Origin of the sequence: Vibrio sp. B1FLJ16 (assembly GCF_905175385.1) — a bacterium.
GTDB lineage: Bacteria > Pseudomonadota > Gammaproteobacteria > Enterobacterales > Vibrionaceae > Vibrio.
Genome location: NZ_HG992749.1, coordinates 2,185,845 through 2,203,034 on the forward strand (window position 1 = coordinate 2,185,845; position 17,190 = coordinate 2,203,034).

Below are 17,190 nucleotides of genomic sequence, written 5' to 3' on the forward strand. Positions count from 1 at the left end.
ATGGAGAAAACCATGTCAGTCGTGATTTATCACAACCCTCGCTGCTCAAAGAGCCGTCAAACTTTAGATCTGCTAGAACAAAATGGTGTACAACCAGAAGTTATAAAATACCTGGAAACGCCACTAAACGTCGAGGAACTAAAAGCACTTTACGCTCAACTTGGTTTCTCATCAGTTCGGGACATGATGCGAACAAAAGAGGCCGATTATAAAGCTCTCGGCTTAGGTGATGCGTCAGTCAGCGATGAGCAACTGTTCGAAGCAATGGCACAAAACCCGAAACTGTTCGAACGCCCGGTTGTAGTTGCAAACGGCAAAGCAAAAATTGGTCGCCCGCCAGAGCAAGTGCTGGACATTCTATAAATGGATTGCCAGATCCTTATTTTGTATTTCAGCCGTCACGGCGCAACGAAAAAACTGGCCAGACAGATAGCAAGAGGAGTCGAATCGACTCCTCAATGCGAAGCAATTTTGCGAACAGTTGAAGAGTTGTCACCTCACTCACAACCCCCTTCTGATCCAATTGTTACTCTAGAGGAACTAAAAAAGTGCGATGGCCTTGCGTTCGGCAGTCCCGTTTGGTTTGGTAACATGGCTGCACCTTTAAAGCACTTCTGGGATCAAACCACACCTTTGTGGGTAAGCGGTGATTTAATCGATAAACCAGCTTGTGTCTTTACCTCATCATCTTCGATGCATGGCGGGCAGGAAACAACGCTACAAAGCATGATGACACCATTGCTTCATCACGGCATGATGTTACTTGGTATTCCTTATGCAGAACCAGAGCTACACTCAACTCAGTCAGGTGGAACACCGTATGGCGCGAGCAGTGTAGGCAAAGAGCCAAGTCTGACCGACGATGAGGCTCGTCTGGCACAAAAACTTGGCAAACGACTGGCAACCGCAGCACTAAAGCTGAAAGGCAGTCATATCAATCACAGTAAATAAGTGATCAGAAATAGCATAGGAAAAATGCTTGAGAGCAAGGCGTAATTTTGGATAAGTAGTGATTCTACAATCGAAAGTTATAATGCAGTTATCGAACATTTTAACAAGCTAGAATGACCTGTTATTTGCTACGATTGGTATTAGTAAATTCAAGGATAGTAAATCGATGTCTGAATCTTTCGAGCAACCTGCGCTCAGTGCGCAAACCAAAAGCTACCGATATCTGGCTTTGTTTGGCAATTTAGCTCTATTGGCTTGGGTAGCCATCTGGCAACTGGCTTTATCGCCCCACCCTCACTTGAGCAGTACAACTTTAGCGGTTGCCTGGTGTGTTCCACTTCTGCTCCCTCTTCCGGGCATATTAGCTGGCAAACCCTACACCCATGCCTGGGCAAACTTCGTGTTAATGCTGTACTTCCTGCATGCTCTGACCATCCTTTATGTCGATGATGGTGAGCGTTGGCTGGCAGTCGTTGAATTGGTACTGACCACGGCAGGCTTTATAGGTAATATTCTGTTTGCGAGAGCTAGAGGCAAAGAGCTGGGATTGAAACTCAAGCGCTTATCGCAAGTTGAAAAAGAAGAAAAAGCCAAGTTCAACAAATAAATTAAGTCAAAAAAAGAGTCGCGAACTGCGACTCTTTTTTTGATTTTATGAAGGTTGACCTGATGTCCACTCATAGATGAGATCATACTGTTCTTGTACCGGCGTGATAACAACTGGGACTGATTCCTGAGTTTCCTCTGCCTGAACTTCTGCGGTAACTACCCCCGAGCCTAGCTGAGCTTCATCTACCACAACTTCTACTTGCTGTGGCTCTTCAGCTGGTTTCACAACGAGCACTTCTTCCATTTGCTGAACTGACTCTTGGTACTCAGTAAGCTGCTTGATTGATGACGCTTCTTTTTCAAAGGCTTCTTTTGACGCTAATAAATGAAGTTTAAGTATCAATTCATTGCCTTGAACACGCTTCACCGCACTTCCTGCGACAGAGTTGAGTTTCTTCAGAGCACTTTCTAAACGGAAAAAGTCTGACGCTGAATTGACGTTCACCACTTTCATAGTGATACCATCTGAAGCCTCATCAGTCACAACTACCGCGCTCTTACTTGCGTAGTAGTCGGTAATACCATCAATCGTTGCGGCAATAGCATTGGTTCCTGATGCAGAGCCACTACGAGGCGCGCGGTGAGAAATCAGAATTGCAGATGGTGATTGATCGTATAGTGTCCAGCGAACCTGATCGCCTAACACACGCAGAACAAGCACGGCTTCAACCGGATAACGTTGACTGGCTTTTGCAATTGGTTCGGCAAAGCCACCCCAGACATCGGACACATTTACACCTGTGACATCTTCAAAATCACCGACAGGAAATGTGATAGGCAGCCCTCGGGCATCTGCCGAGTCACGCAACCGTGAAAGATTCTGCGAGTCTGAATGTTCCCAGGCGATGCTACGCTCATAGGCTTGTTCTTCCACTACCCAGACAAGAATATTCGAACGGTAAGTCGACCATGTAGGCAACTGCGCCTGAGTTAGAAGAGTATGAATCTGACCGCCGTTGAAGCGCATCTTCAAACCAGGCTGACCATTAACCTGACCATAACTGAGTTGCGATATATAACGCGAATTTGAGCTCAGCGCTTTTTCAACAACGGGATGGCTTAATGAAGACTGAGAACCAGTCGCTCTGACAATGACTTCTTTCATGCCTTGTTCACGAGCCAAAGATTCACCGTTCTCCTGCTCACTATCAATGACCACTTCGGCACGATAGATATCTACCTTAGTCAGTGCATAAACTGGCAGGGACATCCAACCTATCAGTAAGAGAGCTAAATAGCGCATAGTTTCATTTTCCTCTAAACAAGAAACCGCATGATAAGCAACTATCAAACCTTGGGCAAGGCAAACCCGGGCAAATAGCTTCAAATTCAAACAACTTATCGTTATTTGATGCACACTAATCAGAGTACATTAATTCGCCAATCTTTACGCCCTAGAACCTTCTTACTTGTTTGTAGGACTTAAATAGTATCGTAATGCTCTTGTAGTACCTCAAATGTAAGAAGCACGTTGTTTCATACTTTTCTTTGCCGAAAATCTCATAAAATATGAATTCACGCTCATAAATCAGACAATTTTGCTACCAAATCTCTCTCAATACATACTTTAGCGATGTGAAATCATAAAAAAGTTTGATCTAATCATTGTTGCAAACGATTGCTAAATGATATTATTCGCCGAATTTGTCTGCGTATCTTTAATAGGGAATTATTATGAAAAATGCGTTACAAGGCGCTCAGATGCTCTTTGTCGCTTTTGGTGCTTTGGTACTCGTGCCTCTTCTGACAGGCCTTGACCCAAACGTTGCACTCTTCGGTGCCGGTGTCGGTACTCTCCTCTTCCAATTAATCACTAAACGATCTGTTCCAATTTTCCTTGCCTCTTCTTTCGCGTTTATTGCTCCTATCATGTTCGGTATCCAGACTTGGGGTATCGGCGCAACAATGGGCGGCTTACTCGCGGCAGGTATGGTGTATATTGCTCTTGGAGCGATGATTAAAGTTCGCGGTGTGGGCTTTATCCATAAAATTCTGCCACCTGTTGTTGTTGGCCCAGTTATTATGGTTATCGGTCTTGGTCTGGCACCAACAGCAGTAAACATGGCAATTGGTAAAACGGGTGATGGCGCGGTTCAGCTGGTTAATGGTGATGCGGCACTAATAATTTCAGCGGTATCGCTATTAACTACCATTGCATTGAGCGTATTTGCAAAAGGCTTTCTGAAGCTGGTTCCTATCGCAGGCGGTATTTTAGCGGGATACTCAGTGTCTCTTGCTTACGGCGTGGTTGACTTCACTCCGGTAGCACAAGCTGCATGGTTGGCAATGCCAAACTTCACGGCACCGGAATTCAATATTAACGCGATTCTGTTTATGATTCCGGTGGCGATAGCACCTGCTGTAGAACACGTAGGTGATATGTTAGCGATTTCAAATGTCACTGGTAAAAACTACCTTAAAAAGCCGGGTCTGCACCGCACTATCGCTGGCGACGGGGTTGCGACTATGGCAGCAGCAATGGTGGGCGCGCCACCAAATACGACCTATAGCGAAGTGACTGGCGCAGTTATGCTGACTAAAGCATTCAACCCAGTGATCATGACATGGGCAGCGATCACAGCGATCGTCCTGGCTTTGGTTGGTAAATTAGGTGCGATTCTTCAGACTATTCCAGTCCCTGTAATGGGCGGCATCATGATCCTACTGTTTGGTTCTATCGCAACTGTAGGTCTGAATACACTTATCAAAAACCACGTTGACCTTCATAAATCTCGTAACCTTGTTATCGTTGCGGTTACATTAGTGTTTGGTATTGGCGGTATGGCTTTCGGTATTGGCGAATTCAGCCTCCAAGGTGTGAGCCTGTGTGGTATCGTGGCAATCATTCTTAACCTGGTACTTCCAGACGATTTGGGTGAAAACCACGTTGTGGACAACGCACAAATGGAAGAAGAAAGCGCGAAGTAATTTTCGTCTGCACCGTCTCTATTAAAGCGGTGCCTTTTATTCTTCTAACTCTTTGTTAAGAAATAAGAGATACAAAAAAGGCTTGGTGAAAACCAAGCCTTTGTTTTTTCTATTCGGGTTAACTATTCACTAAAGAACGAATTACTTAGTACCGAAGATCTTATCACCCGCATCACCCAAGCCAGGGACGATGTAACCTTTGTCGTTTAGCTTCTCATCGATTGCGGCAGTGTATAGCTCAACATCTGGGTGAGCTTTCTCTAATGCTTCGATACCTTCAGGAGCCGCTACCAGAACAAGTACTTTAATCTGGTTACAACCTTTCTCTTTTAAAAGATCGATAGTTGCGATCATAGAACCGCCTGTTGCAAGCATTGGGTCAACAACCAGTGCGATACGCTCATCAATGTTAGAAGCTAACTTGTTAAAGTAAGGCACTGGTTCAAGTGTTTCTTCATCACGGTAGATACCGACAACACTAATACGTGCACTTGGCATGTGCTCAAGTACACCATCCATCATACCCAGACCAGCGCGCAAGATTGGCACTACCGTTACTTTTTTACCTTTAATCTGGTCAACTTCTACCGGACCATTCCAACCTTCGATAGTAACTTTCTCAGTTTCAAAGTCTGCTGTCGCTTCGTAAGTAAGTAAGCTACCGACCTCTGTCGCTAATTCACGAAAACGCTTAGTGCTGATATCACCTTCTCTCATTAGACCAATTTTGTGTTTTACTAGAGGGTGTTTTACTTCAACAACTTTCATGTCTATCTCCGGCTATAGTTAGCTATATTTAATCAAACCTTCAGATTATACATAATTCTTGCAGGGAAATCAGGATATATCACTAAAGAAAAAAACCTGCGCAAACGTTTGCTATCTGTATTTAAGCACTGGTAGAATAGCGCCGTTTTCATATCCAACTTAAATACCGAGGACTTCCCTGTGAGTGGTAATAACTCTTCTCTTAGCTATAAAGACGCTGGTGTTGATATTGATGCGGGTAACGCGCTTGTAGATCGTATTAAAGGTGCGGTAAAACGCACTCGTCGCCCTGAAGTGATGGGTGGTATCGGTGGTTTTGGCGCTTTATGCGAATTACCGACGAAATACAAACAACCTGTATTAGTTTCAGGTACTGACGGTGTAGGCACAAAACTTCGCCTAGCCCTGGATATGAACAAGCACGATACTATCGGTGTCGACCTAGTTGCGATGTGTGTAAACGATCTAATCGTGCAAGGTGCAGAGCCACTGTTCTTCCTTGATTACTACGCGACAGGTAAGCTGGACGTAGACACAGCAGCAGACGTTGTTTCTGGTATCGCAGATGGCTGTGTGCAAGCAGGCTGTGCGCTAATTGGTGGCGAAACCGCTGAAATGCCGGGCATGTACGAAGGAGAAGACTACGACGTAGCAGGTTTCTGTGTTGGTGTGGTTGAAAAAGAAGACATCATCGACGGCACGAAAGTAGCCGCAGGTGACGCACTTATCGCAGTTGGCTCAAGCGGTCCTCATTCAAATGGTTATTCGCTAATCCGTAAGATCCTTGAAGTTTCTGGCGCAGACAAAAACGAAGAGCTAGAAGGCCGCACTATTGGCGAACACCTTCTGGAACCAACTAAGATTTACATCAAATCAGCCCTTAAGATGATTGAGAAGCACGATATCCATGCAATCTCTCATATTACAGGTGGCGGTTTCTGGGAAAACATTCCACGCGTTCTGCCTGAAGGCACGAAAGCGGTAATTGACGGCAAGAGCTGGGAATGGCCTATTATTTTCCAATGGCTGCAAGAAAAAGGTAACGTTGAAACACACGAGATGTACCGTACCTTCAACTGTGGTGTTGGTCTTATTGTTGCTCTGCCAAAAGATCAGGCTGACGCGGCCGTTGCACTTCTGAAAGAAGAAGGCGAAAACGCATGGGTGATTGGTGAAATCGCTCAAGCTGAAGCAAGCGAAGAGCAAGTTGAAATCAAATAATTTGCGCTGCTTGCTCAAAATATAAAAAATAATGGGGACACTAGATTACTAGGTCCTCATTTTGCTATCTAGAACAACAAAACCCTTTCTAATAGCAGGTAATTTTTGAAGCTACGCAACTCAAACCTACAGGATCAAGGCAGTCCCAACATCATGAAAAACCATACCCTAAAAAACATAGTGGTCCTCATTTCAGGAAACGGCAGCAACTTACAAGCTATTTTAGAAGCGTGCGAAAGCAACATACCTGACGCACAAGTCTCGGCTGTTTTCTCAAATAAAGCGGATGCTTATGGGTTAGAACGTGCAAAGCAATTTAATGTTGATGGCCATTTTGTAGATCCTAAAGCTTTTGAATCTCGTGAAGCATTTGACGCAGAACTGATGACACAAATCGACCAGTATCAACCCGATGTGGTAATTCTCGCTGGTTACATGCGTATTCTCAGCAACGAGTTTGTAAAGCATTACATGGGTAAGATGATCAATATTCATCCTTCCCTGCTGCCAAAATACCCGGGGTTACACACCCACCAGCGCGCGATTGATGCTAAAGATAAAGAGCACGGCACAAGTGTCCACTTCGTTACTCCAGAGCTTGATGGCGGTCCGGTGATTCTGCAGGCAAAAGTACCGGTGTTTGAAGATGATGACGCCGTTAGGCTTGCTGCACGTGTTCAGACTCAGGAACACAGCATCTACCCTATGGTCACCAAATGGCTTGTTGAAGAAAGACTAAAGATGCAAGAGGGCAAAGCGTGGCTCGATGGCAAAGCGCTTGGGCCTCATGGTTATGCAGCCGCTGAAGAAGAGTAACCTCTTTTAATTCCAAGAAAAAAGGCAGTCAATTGACTGCCTTTTTTACAAATGGAAGGATTTAACTATTCCAGTGGTTCTGTCGGAGCCTGACTTGCTACTTTCTTTGGTGCGAACGCGACATCTGACAGCTCATTAGCATTGTTTTTAACTAACTCACCTAAATGAAACAGGCCATATTCGCCAGGCTTCATTCGCTGCCATTCCTCATTACCGGTAAGAGGCTGAGTCGCAATCACAGAAACGATATCGTTAGGCGTCGTCTCTTCCTGGAAGTTAATTTCCACATCCTCATCAAGCAAAGCCGCTTTGCCAAATGGAGCTCTGCGCGTGATCCAGTATAAGTGATTGGTACAATAGGTCATAACGTACTCTCCATCGCTGAGCAGCATGTTGAATACACCTTTTTCCTTCAGTTGATCGCAGCACTTAGCAATATAGAGAAAAACGGACTCCATATCTTGCGGGGGCTCTGGGTAGCGGTCTTCCATCTGTTTCAGCAGCCAGCAAAAAGCCAATTCACTGTCAGTCTGCCCAACGGGACGATGCCGTCCTGTGTACAAATCCTGATAGTCCGTCAACTGACCATTGTGAGCAAAAGTCCAGTACTTACCCCATAACTCACGTGTGAACGGATGAGTATTTTCTAAATTAACTCCGCCCCGGTTTGCCTGACGAATGTGACTGATCACTGCACGGCTTTTAATCGGATAGTTCTGCACCAGTTCAGCAATTTTAGAATCACAGCTAGGTTTAGGATCTTTAAAAGTCCGGAAACCTTTGCCTTCATAAAACGTGATACCCCAGCCATCCCGGTGCGGGCCTGTACGGCCTCCACGTTGCATCAAGCCTGTAAAGCTGAAACAAATATCAGTCGGAACATTGGCGCTCATGCCGAGCAACTCACACATCGTTTAACGAACTCCTTACCTATACCGCAACTCAGATAAAAGCTGCGAAACTTTATACCAATCTGGATAAGTAAGTGGTCAATGTATTGCTCAGGAAAAATCATTTAGAACAAGGCATAGATTGCTTTAACTAGTTATTCTAATTGCAAAATCTATAACGCAGCTATCAGCGATTTTAACCAGCAAGAATGATCAAGTACTTATTTAGATTGGTATTATTCCATCTCTTTTTCAATCAGCTGAATGACGATATGAATAATCTTAATATGTACTTCCTGAATACGGTCTGCGTAACCAAAGTGCGGTACACGAATTTCGATATCCGCCAGACCAGCCATTTTACCGCCGTCTTTACCCGTCAGAGCAATGGTCTTCATACCTTTTGCTTTTGCCGCTTCAATTGCTTTAAGGATATTGCCTGAATTACCAGATGTCGATAAACCAAACAGAACGTCACCTTTACGGCCAACCGCTTCCACATAACGAGAGAAAACAAAATCGTAACCAAAATCGTTACTCACACAAGAAAGGTGGCTTGGATCCGAAATCGCGATACCAGCATAACCTGGGCGATTATCACGGTAGCGACCTGTCAATTCTTCAGCAAAGTGCATAGCGTCACAGTGTGAACCACCGTTACCACAAGACAGAACCTTACCTTCTTGCTTAAACGAATCCGCAATCATTTTTGCAGCCGCTTCAATTTGAGCAATGTTATGGTCATCGCTTAAAAATTTGTTGAGCACTTCAGCAGCTTCATTTAACTCATTTCTAATCAGATCTTGGTACATAAGACGTTCTCTTTATTATGTCGGCCTTTGGTATGTAATTGCATTACCTTGGCAAATTGTCCTGACGCGATTTCCGCACCAGACATCTCGTTACAGAGAGTTTACCCACAAACGAGAATTAGTGTCGATAGTGAACCAGCAGATTTGGATCGGCAGCAGTAATAAACTTGGTATTTTGCTTAAGAAAACGGCACCCAAATCGCAACTTTAGAATCATTACTCTACTTAGATCACTTTTTATCCAATCATTGGTTTTACATTTTATTAATAATTTGCTTACAATTAACATTGCTGGTTAGACCTCTTATCAGAAGCAGACGTACAACATTTATAAAGTCTGAAAAGGAAAATACATATGGACATCTTGCTTTCAATTATTGCGATGACCGCCGTGTTGGGCATTACGCTCTATCACCGCATGTCACTCGTAAAATCTGTCAGTCTACTGACTGCTGTCATGTTAGTGCTGACTATCGCCGGCTCTGCAGGCTTTATTGGCTGGGCAGTTTATATACTTGCTATTGCTGTATTCGCAGTTTCAGGTATTCGCCAGTCGCTTATCAGCCGCAAGGCGTTAGCTGTTTTCAAAAAAGTCCTTCCGGCTATGTCTCAAACCGAAAAAGAAGCCTTAGATGCAGGCACGGTTTGGTGGGAAGCTGAACTGTTTAAGGGCAAGCCTGAATGGCAAAAACTACACGCAATTCAGACACCGAAACTAAGTGCAGAAGAACAGGCGTTCCTTGATGGTCCGGTAAATACCGTTTGTGCCATGGTTAATGACTTTCAGGTCACCCATGAACTTGCCGATTTGCCACCTGAAGTATGGCAGTACCTGAAAGACAACAAGTTCTTCGCCATGATCATCAAGAAGAAATACGGTGGTCTGGAGTTTTCAGCTTACGCACAGTCACTGGTACTGCAAAAACTGACCGGCGTCTCCGGCGTTCTCTCTTCTACTGTCGGTGTACCTAACTCATTAGGCCCGGGCGAACTACTGCAACACTATGGTACAGAAGAGCAGAAAAACCACTACCTACCTCGTTTAGCCGAAGGTAAAGAGATCCCATGTTTCGCTCTGACCAGCCCGGAAGCAGGTTCTGATGCAGGCTCAATCCCAGATTACGGTGTTGTATGTAAAGGCCAATGGGAAGGCAAAGAAGTGTTAGGTATGCGCCTGACATGGAATAAGCGCTACATTACGCTAGCTCCAGTTGCAACCGTGCTTGGCCTTGCGTTTAAACTGCGCGATCCAGAAGGCTTGCTTGGTGATAAAGAAGATCTTGGTATTACTTGTGCTCTTATCCCGACCGACGTGAAAGGCGTTGAGATTGGTAATCGTCACTTCCCACTAAACGTACCATTCCAGAACGGCCCGACACGCGGTAAAGATATCTTCGTTCCTATCGATTTCATTATCGGCGGTGAGAAGATGGCTGGCCAGGGATGGCGTATGCTGGTTGAGTGTTTGTCTGTTGGCCGTGGTATTACCCTACCATCTAACTCGACGGGTGGCATTAAAACAGCCGCACTGGCAACCGGTGCTTACGCACGTATCCGCCGTCAGTTCAAACAGCCTATCGGACACATGGAAGGTATTGAAGAACCATTGGCACGAATCGGTGGTAACGCTTACGTTATGGATGCTGCCAGCAACTTAACTGTGGCTGGTATCGACCTTGGTGAAAAACCATCCGTCATCTCCGCTATCGTGAAATACCACTGTACACACCGTGGTCAGCAGAGCATCATTGATGCCATGGATATCGTCGGTGGTAAGGGCATCTGTATTGGTCCGTCGAACTTCCTCGCTCGTGGTTACCAAGGCTCGCCTATCGCAGTTACCGTAGAAGGTGCAAACATTCTGACTCGATCTATGATCATCTTCGGTCAGGGTGCGATTCGTTGTCATCCATACGTACTGGAAGAAATGAACGCGGCATATTCAGACGCAAGTGACGCAGTAGAGAAGTTTGATAAAGCGCTTGCAGGCCATGTCAGCTTTACCATGAGTAACCTTGTACGCAGCATTTGGTTCGGTCTGAGCGATGGTCTTGGTTCATCAGCACCGACTAAAGATGCGACCAAGCGTTACTACCAGCAACTTAACCGTTACAGTGCTAACCTGGCGCTTCTGTCTGACATTTCTATGGCTGTGCTTGGTGGTTCACTTAAACGTAAAGAGCGTCTTTCTGCGCGCCTTGGTGATATTCTAAGTCAGCTCTACTTGAGTTCTGCAGCGCTTAAACGCTTCGAACAAGATGGCCGTCCGGTTGAAGATTTACCACTGGTACACTGGGGATTACAAGACAGCCTGAAGCAGGCAGAAATTGCCGTTGATGAGTTCCTTGCTAACTTCCCAAACAAGGTGTTTGGTCGCGCGCTTCGTATACTGATCATGCCATTTGGCCGCGTTCGTAAAGCGCCAAACGACAAACTAGACAGCAAAGTAGCTCGTATTCTGCAAACACCAAGTGCAACCCGCTCTCGTATCGGTCGCGGTCAGTACCTGGAACCAACAGAGCACAACCCTGCAGGTAAGATTGAACTAGCACTGTCAGTCATTTTGCAGGCAGAACCGGTATTCGACAAAGTGTGCAAAGCGCAGGGTAAACGCCGTCCGTTCCTGCGTCTGGATTTGATTGCTGAAGAAGGACTGGAGCAAGGAATTATTATTCCGGAAGAAGCGGAACTGCTAAAAGAAGCAGAACAGCATCGCCTGGATACCATCAATGTTGATGACTTTGCCCCAGAACTATTAGCCGCGAAGCCGAGCTATCCTCAGATGGAGAGCGTCGCTTAATCGGATAAAAACTTAAACGATAATAAAAACTAACGGGAGCTAATCGGCTCCCGTTTTATTTTTCATTAATCAGCATTCAGCGACTATAAGCCACCAGCAATTTATTCGTTGCTCTCATGCACTACGTGCTCATTATTGAGTTATGGCGCACCGATTCGGCGAACTTCTCCGTCAAATGTTGGTACAGAAAGAACAAACGGTTCTTGGGTATAGCAAAGTGCTTGCTCCTCTAAAATGCCCAACGCAATTTTCTCACCCATTCGCAGGCTGTCGTAGTAATCGGAGTAATAGTGCACCCCAGCCATATTTCTCCCGATAGAGATATTAGCAGCCAGTTTGTTTAACTCGCCTTCCACAGTAAGAAAATGATCAGGTTGTTCTTTAACAAGAGAATCACCTACTTTTGTTGCATCACTATCATCATAATTTGATACATACGCTACGGGAGTATCTCCGGCTTGTGGTACCGAAAACATGACATTTCCACTACGTTCAAGCAGTGCGCAATTAGTATCGAAATAAGCTTTAAGGATTGTGACACAGGCTCCGGCTACTGTCGCATGACCAGCACCATAAGAAGGGTGCATTGGAGAGCCTTCTTGAAAAGCCATAGGAAGTAAACTAGTTCCAGACGAGTTCAAATCCTCTATCGCTGCAACCGTGTCCAGGATGTCACCCCGCAATCCTGTAAAAAAGCCTTCAACGGAAGGAAAGTTAGTCTCGATTTGCGTTGCTTTATGGATACGGGCAGCTAAAGCTTCAGGACGCAGACGGCAATGAGTATTAAACTTTTGGTAACGAACGGCTTTTAAGGCACGTGTTGCCACTTCAGTAACGAGTGTCAATATATGCGGGCCGCCCCAGAGGGCAAAACCACCAGCCTCACGTTCATGAGTTTCCCAGAAACGAGTAATAACAGGATCATCCGGTGCAAAGCTATTCAGGCTTAATTGACCACGACCAGACAAACTATCGAAGCCTGGATCAGTAGGCACTTTCATTCCAAGCAGTATTAAGCAAGCATTGAGGTAGGCTTCATAGAGAGCATCGTAATGCACATAAGTAGCAAGATCTCGCGGGGTGGATATAAACCTTCGTGCCACCGGCGGTGAGCCGTAAAGATCCACTTCGCTACCACTTTGTGTGTCCGCGCCATTTTGTACCGCCAACCAACTCGCATCTGTGGTCATGAAGTTCACACCTGCCAGCGCAACGGGTACTTTTTGATTAATACTCAACGCACCGTAACCGATAATACCATCCGTGATATCTCCATCACCTGCAACACTTTTGGTACCTAATAGCATGAATTGAGACAAGTATGGTCCTATGTCGACACCAGGTGAAGAGCCTCGAAATGCTGTCTGACCAATGATATCTCCATCATTATTTTTACGAGAGCGCCCTTCCCTACCAGAAATATCGTATTCGATCTTATTTAAACGATAAATGGATTGTTCAAGCATAGATCCCGTTAAGTTGCCATTAGAGCTCCCCTTAAACTCAGTTAAAGGAACATCACGTAACAACGCTAACTCATATACCTCTGCCATCTCATAAGCAAGTTCTTTGGAGCCTAATACAGGTGCGGGAGCCATTGTGACTGAATGAGAATCAGGACCTTGTAAGTCACACACCAAACCTGCCGTGGGCGCTTCCCACTGCCTCTGCTTTTGAACCGCAGAGGGGACAGACGTTGTAAATGCATCAACCTTGCCATGGTCAATAGCCGAACGAAACGCTCTAAAGTCTCCTGCGTTTACTATCAATCCAGTATCTTCGTCGTGCTCTAGGCCTTTCGTAAAACTCATTGCGTAATTTGCACTCGCGAAGCGTTGCTCATCACCATTACTTTGGTGGTTCGGATGTTCTCGGTCATAAGCCATTTGACTTGCAGCATCACGAACCCGCTTTGCTTCATCTTTACGATAATCTGTCATTTCCTATTCTCCTCTTCTTAGGTAATGGAGGTTTTATTTGACCACCCATACTCTTCAATAGGACCAGATAGACATACAAAGTAAATTTACGGTTATTAACACTAATGTTAATAATAGCCAAATTGTACGACGCACGGTAAATATGTGACGTCATTTCAAATTTTGAAACCGAAATTTAAGTGATAATTCCAAATAACAACGACTTGATGATCGGCTTATAAAACACAGAGATAGAGAGGTGATGCTACTCCGGTTACTTTTCACTTCTGCTGAGAAATAGCTCACGAAGGGTTAACAGAACGGTATATAATTTACAGTGACTTAACTAATTTTATGGGTGAATTTATTGGCCAGAATACTTTTTTTGCAGTGGTTCCCGGGACTCATTCAGCTTAAACATTACCAACGAGAGTGGCTAAGCAATGATTTCCGTTCTGCATTCTCTGTTGTTGCCGTTGCATTACCTGTCGCCATCGCTTACGCACAGTTAACCGGTGTTTCTGCCATTGTCGGCCTCTATTCATGTGTACTACCGATGCTGGTATATGCCCTGATGGGGACTTCACGACAACTTATCGTAGGCCCCGATGCGGCAACCTGCGCAGTTATTGCCGCTGTTGTGACTCCTCTTGCAGCAGGTGATCCCACCAAACACTGGCAACTGGTCATGACCATGACAGCAATGACGGGTATCTGGTGTGTGGTCGCAAGCCGATTCAATTTAGGGATCTTTGCTGACTTTCTCTCTCGCCCTATACTCCTTGGGCTACTTAACGGCGTCGCACTCACTATTATCGTCAGCCAGTTTGCGAAGGTCGTTGGCTGGAAATATGAACAGCGTTACCTGCTGGAGCGTTTATGGGAAGCACCTCAGCGCTTGACTGAACTCCACTGGCCAACGGTTACATTAAGTATTGCCACAGTTGTTGTCTATCTGCTCACCAAGCGTTTTCGCCCCACTTGGCCAGCTGCGATGCTTGCCATATTAGTCACGACCACCTCGGTTTGGTTACTGCATTTACAAGATATTGGCGTGTCTGTGGTCGGACTGACGCAAGGCGGCTTTCCTCAGTTTCAAGCCCCACAATTTGAACTGGGTGAAGTACGTGAACTGGTCGTCCCAGCCCTAAACCTCGCGATTGTGAGTTTTGTAAGCATGATGCTTACCGCCCGCAGTTTTGCGGCAAAAAATGGTTATGACATTGATGCGAATAAAGAATTCAGAGCTCTGGGTTTTGCCAATATTGCCTCGGCTTTTTCTCAGGGATTTGCCATTAGTGGAGCTGATTCTCGTACCGCAGTAAACGATGCTAACGGCGGAAAATCTCAGTTAGTCTCTATTATTGCAGCGCTCACCATTGCGGTGATCGCTATTTTTATCTACGAGCCTTTGCAGTTTATCCCTATCTCCTCGCTTGGCGTGGTATTAATCATTGCCTCACAATCACTGCTCGATCTCAAAGCGATCTGGACTTTGAGAGTACGCGACAAGGATGCATTTTATCTGGCGGTTATCACATTTATTTCCGTACTGGTCGTCGGTGTTATTCCGGGAATTACGTTAGCGGTATTTTTGGGGCTGTTTCAGTTTCTACGTATCGTTATGCGCCCGAGTGACCAGCTACTTGGCTTAGATGAAAAAGGGACTATCCGTACCATCGACGACACAGGAAAAGCATCGCCGATTCCGGGAATGATGATTTATCGCTTTAACTCACCGCTTACCTACTTTAATGCGCCTTATTTTAAGCGCCGGATACTAGATCATGTAGAGAGTGATAAAGATGTGACTTGTGTGGTTGTCGATGCGGTGTCCAGCTTTACGCATCTTGATTTAAGTGTGATGGCCACACTGGCTGACATTCACGACATCCTGAAAAAACGCGGGATCCGCTTAGTATTAGCGGGGCGAAAACGGCGCTTGCGCCAATGGTGCGACTTGACAGGCATCAGTACCAGCGACGGCGGGATACTGCTTCGTGCAGATATGTACCTGGCAATCAAACTCAGTGGCTGTTACATCAGTGCCGTTGGTGAAGGTCAAGTGCCAACTGTACAAAGAGAGCCAGACCCGGAACAGCCACCAAAACCAATCCCGGAAGTGGCGTAAGCGGATAGCTCGTACCTGCATCGCACATGTAGACTTTTGAAATAGAAAACGGAGCCAGTTGGCTCCGTTTTCTGTTTATCATGAAATCAATCTTTAATTCTTTGGCATTTTTAGCTGCATTTCTGGTAATTCATCTTTCTGGGCTTTGCGCTTACGCCATATCCGCCAGACCAAAACGCTGATGATCAGCATGATTAAGTTACCAATTGCGATAATGATGATACTCCGCTGACGATCAGATTCACGTTTGGCGATAACTCGTTTTTCCAGTGCGATACGGTGCTGCTCTGCCAGTTCTGCTTCCTTCGCTTTACGCGCGGCTCGCAGATCAATTTCATCCACAACGCTGAACGTCTGCTCCCGGATAGGGAAGACCAGTTCGCGTTTGGTCGCTAAATCGGTAGCAAAGATATTACCTGTCCATGAGTATCTGCCAAGCGCTGGGTCGTTATTCAAACTCAATGTAGTTTTCAAACCATCGTCGGAGACCTGCCCCTGACTGTAGCTCTTAAATCCATCCGGCGCATTTTGTTCAACATTCACTACCAAGGAACCAGGCGCAATCATACCTTGCTCGCCACTTACCACGAGCTGATGTGCCTCTTCTATGTTTCGCGACTGAATAAAGGTACGAGATATCGGGTCAGGGTAAACCAACACCACTTGTTCTTGAGCGCGTAAAAACACGCCATTACCCGATGTAATTCGCGCACGGTACTTACCCGGTTCAACTTCAATTGGTAACTGGACAGTAAACACACCATCACCCGCTTGCTCATCTAAGCCACGCCCGTCATCTGCAAACTCACCAATTACTGCTGGTATCGGGCGAGCTTCTTTGATCAGTTCATCTTCGTTTTCAACAAACTTAGTAAATGTCACGCGAAGATTCACACGGTCGAGAAAATCACGTAAAACAAGCGGAGCGTCCTCAGAGGTGAGCCGAGCCGTAAACTTGAGTGCTTCACCGTTATACAGGTGATTAGGGAAGGCATCAGTACCTAACTTTAAGTGCGAAATTAAACGGACGTTGTTTTTCGGGGTTACTTTACCCACGGCTTGCCAGGGCCCGGGCATCGGATTATCGACAGATATGATATCGAGCGAGGGTTCCTGGTACCAGCGTACATTATCGTAAGTACCCCAAGCATAATACTTCTTACCGTCAGGACGGACTAATACGACCGGTTGAGAACTTTGTTCACGATAAACCAGAAACGTAATTTGTTCTATACTAGGATCAACACGAAAGCGGTTATCTAACAAAGACATAGTTGACTCACCCGCCGCGTTCGCAACACAAGTCCAAAACGCCAGAACAGCGGTCAGCAAAGCCCTCAGCATA

14 protein-coding genes are annotated in these 17,190 nt (G+C 45.6%); 8 read left to right on the forward strand and 6 right to left on the reverse strand.

What is annotated here, in order from left to right; all coding sequences use genetic code 11:
* Window positions 1–12 precede the first annotated feature (12 nt).
* The 3 genes from arsC (at window position 13) to KHN79_RS09935 (ending at window position 1,558) form a co-directional block, all read left to right on the forward strand.
* A complete protein-coding gene (gene arsC / locus KHN79_RS09925; RefSeq protein WP_182008645.1) occupies window positions 13–363 on the forward strand; it encodes an arsenate reductase (glutaredoxin) in 351 nt (116 codons plus the stop codon).
* On the forward strand, window positions 364–951 hold the full coding sequence (gene wrbA / locus KHN79_RS09930) for an NAD(P)H:quinone oxidoreductase (RefSeq protein WP_182008646.1): 588 nt from the start codon (window positions 364–366) through the stop codon (window positions 949–951).
* 166 nt (window positions 952–1,117) lie between these two features.
* A complete protein-coding gene (locus tag KHN79_RS09935) occupies window positions 1,118–1,558 on the forward strand; it encodes a DUF2069 domain-containing protein (RefSeq protein WP_182008647.1) in 441 nt (146 codons plus the stop codon).
* Between the two features lie 45 nt (window positions 1,559–1,603).
* Here KHN79_RS09935 and KHN79_RS09940 read toward each other — a convergent pair whose 3' ends face one another.
* Complete coding sequence (locus KHN79_RS09940; protein ID WP_182008648.1) at window positions 1,604–2,803, reverse strand: DUF2066 domain-containing protein; 1,200 nt, start codon at window positions 2,801–2,803, stop codon at window positions 1,604–1,606.
* A 431-nt stretch (window positions 2,804–3,234) separates the two neighbouring features.
* Between KHN79_RS09940 and KHN79_RS09945 the strand changes: the two genes are divergently transcribed.
* Window positions 3,235–4,488 (forward strand): uracil-xanthine permease family protein, encoded by a 1,254-nt coding sequence (locus tag KHN79_RS09945; RefSeq protein WP_182008649.1) that lies wholly within the window; start codon window positions 3,235–3,237, stop codon window positions 4,486–4,488.
* A gap of 141 nt (window positions 4,489–4,629) precedes the next feature.
* On the opposite strand, the gene upp is transcribed toward KHN79_RS09945, so the two are convergent.
* Window positions 4,630–5,256 (reverse strand): uracil phosphoribosyltransferase, encoded by a 627-nt coding sequence (gene upp / locus KHN79_RS09950; RefSeq protein WP_014232731.1) that lies wholly within the window; start codon window positions 5,254–5,256, stop codon window positions 4,630–4,632.
* 180 nt (window positions 5,257–5,436) lie between these two features.
* On the opposite strand from upp, the gene purM reads away from it, so the two are divergent.
* Window positions 5,437–6,477 carry a phosphoribosylformylglycinamidine cyclo-ligase gene (purM, locus tag KHN79_RS09955; protein WP_182008650.1) on the forward strand — a complete coding sequence of 347 codons (1,041 nt, stop codon included), beginning with the start codon at window positions 5,437–5,439 and terminating at the stop codon, window positions 6,475–6,477.
* Between the two features lie 153 nt (window positions 6,478–6,630).
* A complete protein-coding gene (purN, locus tag KHN79_RS09960) occupies window positions 6,631–7,293 on the forward strand; it encodes a phosphoribosylglycinamide formyltransferase (protein ID WP_182008651.1) in 663 nt (220 codons plus the stop codon).
* Window positions 7,294–7,358: 65 nt separating this feature from the next.
* Here purN and KHN79_RS09965 read toward each other — a convergent pair whose 3' ends face one another.
* Together KHN79_RS09965 and lpcA are read right to left on the reverse strand one after the other, a co-directional pair.
* Window positions 7,359–8,204 carry a class II glutamine amidotransferase gene (locus tag KHN79_RS09965; RefSeq protein WP_182008652.1) on the reverse strand — a complete coding sequence of 282 codons (846 nt, stop codon included), beginning with the start codon at window positions 8,202–8,204 and terminating at the stop codon, window positions 7,359–7,361.
* A 215-nt stretch (window positions 8,205–8,419) separates the two neighbouring features.
* Entirely contained in the window at window positions 8,420–8,995 is a 576-nt protein-coding gene (gene lpcA / locus KHN79_RS09970) for a D-sedoheptulose 7-phosphate isomerase (protein ID WP_182008653.1), read from the reverse strand.
* A gap of 355 nt (window positions 8,996–9,350) precedes the next feature.
* Between lpcA and fadE the strand changes: the two genes are divergently transcribed.
* Entirely contained in the window at window positions 9,351–11,795 is a 2,445-nt protein-coding gene (gene fadE / locus KHN79_RS09975) for an acyl-CoA dehydrogenase FadE (protein ID WP_182008654.1), read from the forward strand.
* A 140-nt stretch (window positions 11,796–11,935) separates the two neighbouring features.
* Here the strand turns inward: fadE and KHN79_RS09980 are convergent, their stop codons facing one another.
* Entirely contained in the window at window positions 11,936–13,735 is a 1,800-nt protein-coding gene (locus KHN79_RS09980) for a vanadium-dependent haloperoxidase (protein ID WP_182008655.1), read from the reverse strand.
* 346 nt (window positions 13,736–14,081) lie between these two features.
* Here KHN79_RS09980 and KHN79_RS09985 point away from each other — a divergent pair, with 346 nt between their 5' ends.
* Window positions 14,082–15,845 carry a SulP family inorganic anion transporter gene (locus tag KHN79_RS09985; protein ID WP_182008656.1) on the forward strand — a complete coding sequence of 588 codons (1,764 nt, stop codon included), beginning with the start codon at window positions 14,082–14,084 and terminating at the stop codon, window positions 15,843–15,845.
* Window positions 15,846–15,938: 93 nt separating this feature from the next.
* On the opposite strand, the gene KHN79_RS09990 is transcribed toward KHN79_RS09985, so the two are convergent.
* Window positions 15,939–17,189 carry a TIGR03503 family protein gene (locus KHN79_RS09990; RefSeq protein ID WP_182008657.1) on the reverse strand — a complete coding sequence of 417 codons (1,251 nt, stop codon included), beginning with the start codon at window positions 17,187–17,189 and terminating at the stop codon, window positions 15,939–15,941.
* Window position 17,190: the final 1 nt, after the last annotated feature.

Excerpts from the sequence above, each read along its gene's own strand:
- arsC (WP_182008645.1), top strand. The coding sequence starts at position 13 with ATGTCAGTCGTGATTTATCACAACCCTCGCTGCTCAAAGAGCCGTCAA.
- wrbA (WP_182008646.1), top strand. The coding sequence starts at position 364 with ATGGATTGCCAGATCCTTATTTTGTATTTCAGCCGTCACGGCGCAACG.
- KHN79_RS09935 (WP_182008647.1), top strand. The coding sequence starts at position 1,118 with ATGTCTGAATCTTTCGAGCAACCTGCGCTCAGTGCGCAAACCAAAAGC.
- KHN79_RS09940 (WP_182008648.1), bottom strand. The coding sequence starts at position 2,803 with ATGCGCTATTTAGCTCTCTTACTGATAGGTTGGATGTCCCTGCCAGTT.
- KHN79_RS09945 (WP_182008649.1), top strand. The coding sequence starts at position 3,235 with ATGAAAAATGCGTTACAAGGCGCTCAGATGCTCTTTGTCGCTTTTGGT.
- upp (WP_014232731.1), bottom strand. The coding sequence starts at position 5,256 with ATGAAAGTTGTTGAAGTAAAACACCCTCTAGTAAAACACAAAATTGGT.
- purN (WP_182008651.1), top strand. The coding sequence starts at position 6,631 with ATGAAAAACCATACCCTAAAAAACATAGTGGTCCTCATTTCAGGAAAC.
- KHN79_RS09965 (WP_182008652.1), bottom strand. The coding sequence starts at position 8,204 with ATGTGTGAGTTGCTCGGCATGAGCGCCAATGTTCCGACTGATATTTGT.
- lpcA (WP_182008653.1), bottom strand. The coding sequence starts at position 8,995 with ATGTACCAAGATCTGATTAGAAATGAGTTAAATGAAGCTGCTGAAGTG.
- fadE (WP_182008654.1), top strand. The coding sequence starts at position 9,351 with ATGGACATCTTGCTTTCAATTATTGCGATGACCGCCGTGTTGGGCATT.
- KHN79_RS09980 (WP_182008655.1), bottom strand. The coding sequence starts at position 13,735 with ATGACAGATTATCGTAAAGATGAAGCAAAGCGGGTTCGTGATGCTGCA.
- KHN79_RS09990 (WP_182008657.1), bottom strand. The coding sequence starts at position 17,189 with ATGCTGAGGGCTTTGCTGACCGCTGTTCTGGCGTTTTGGACTTGTGTT.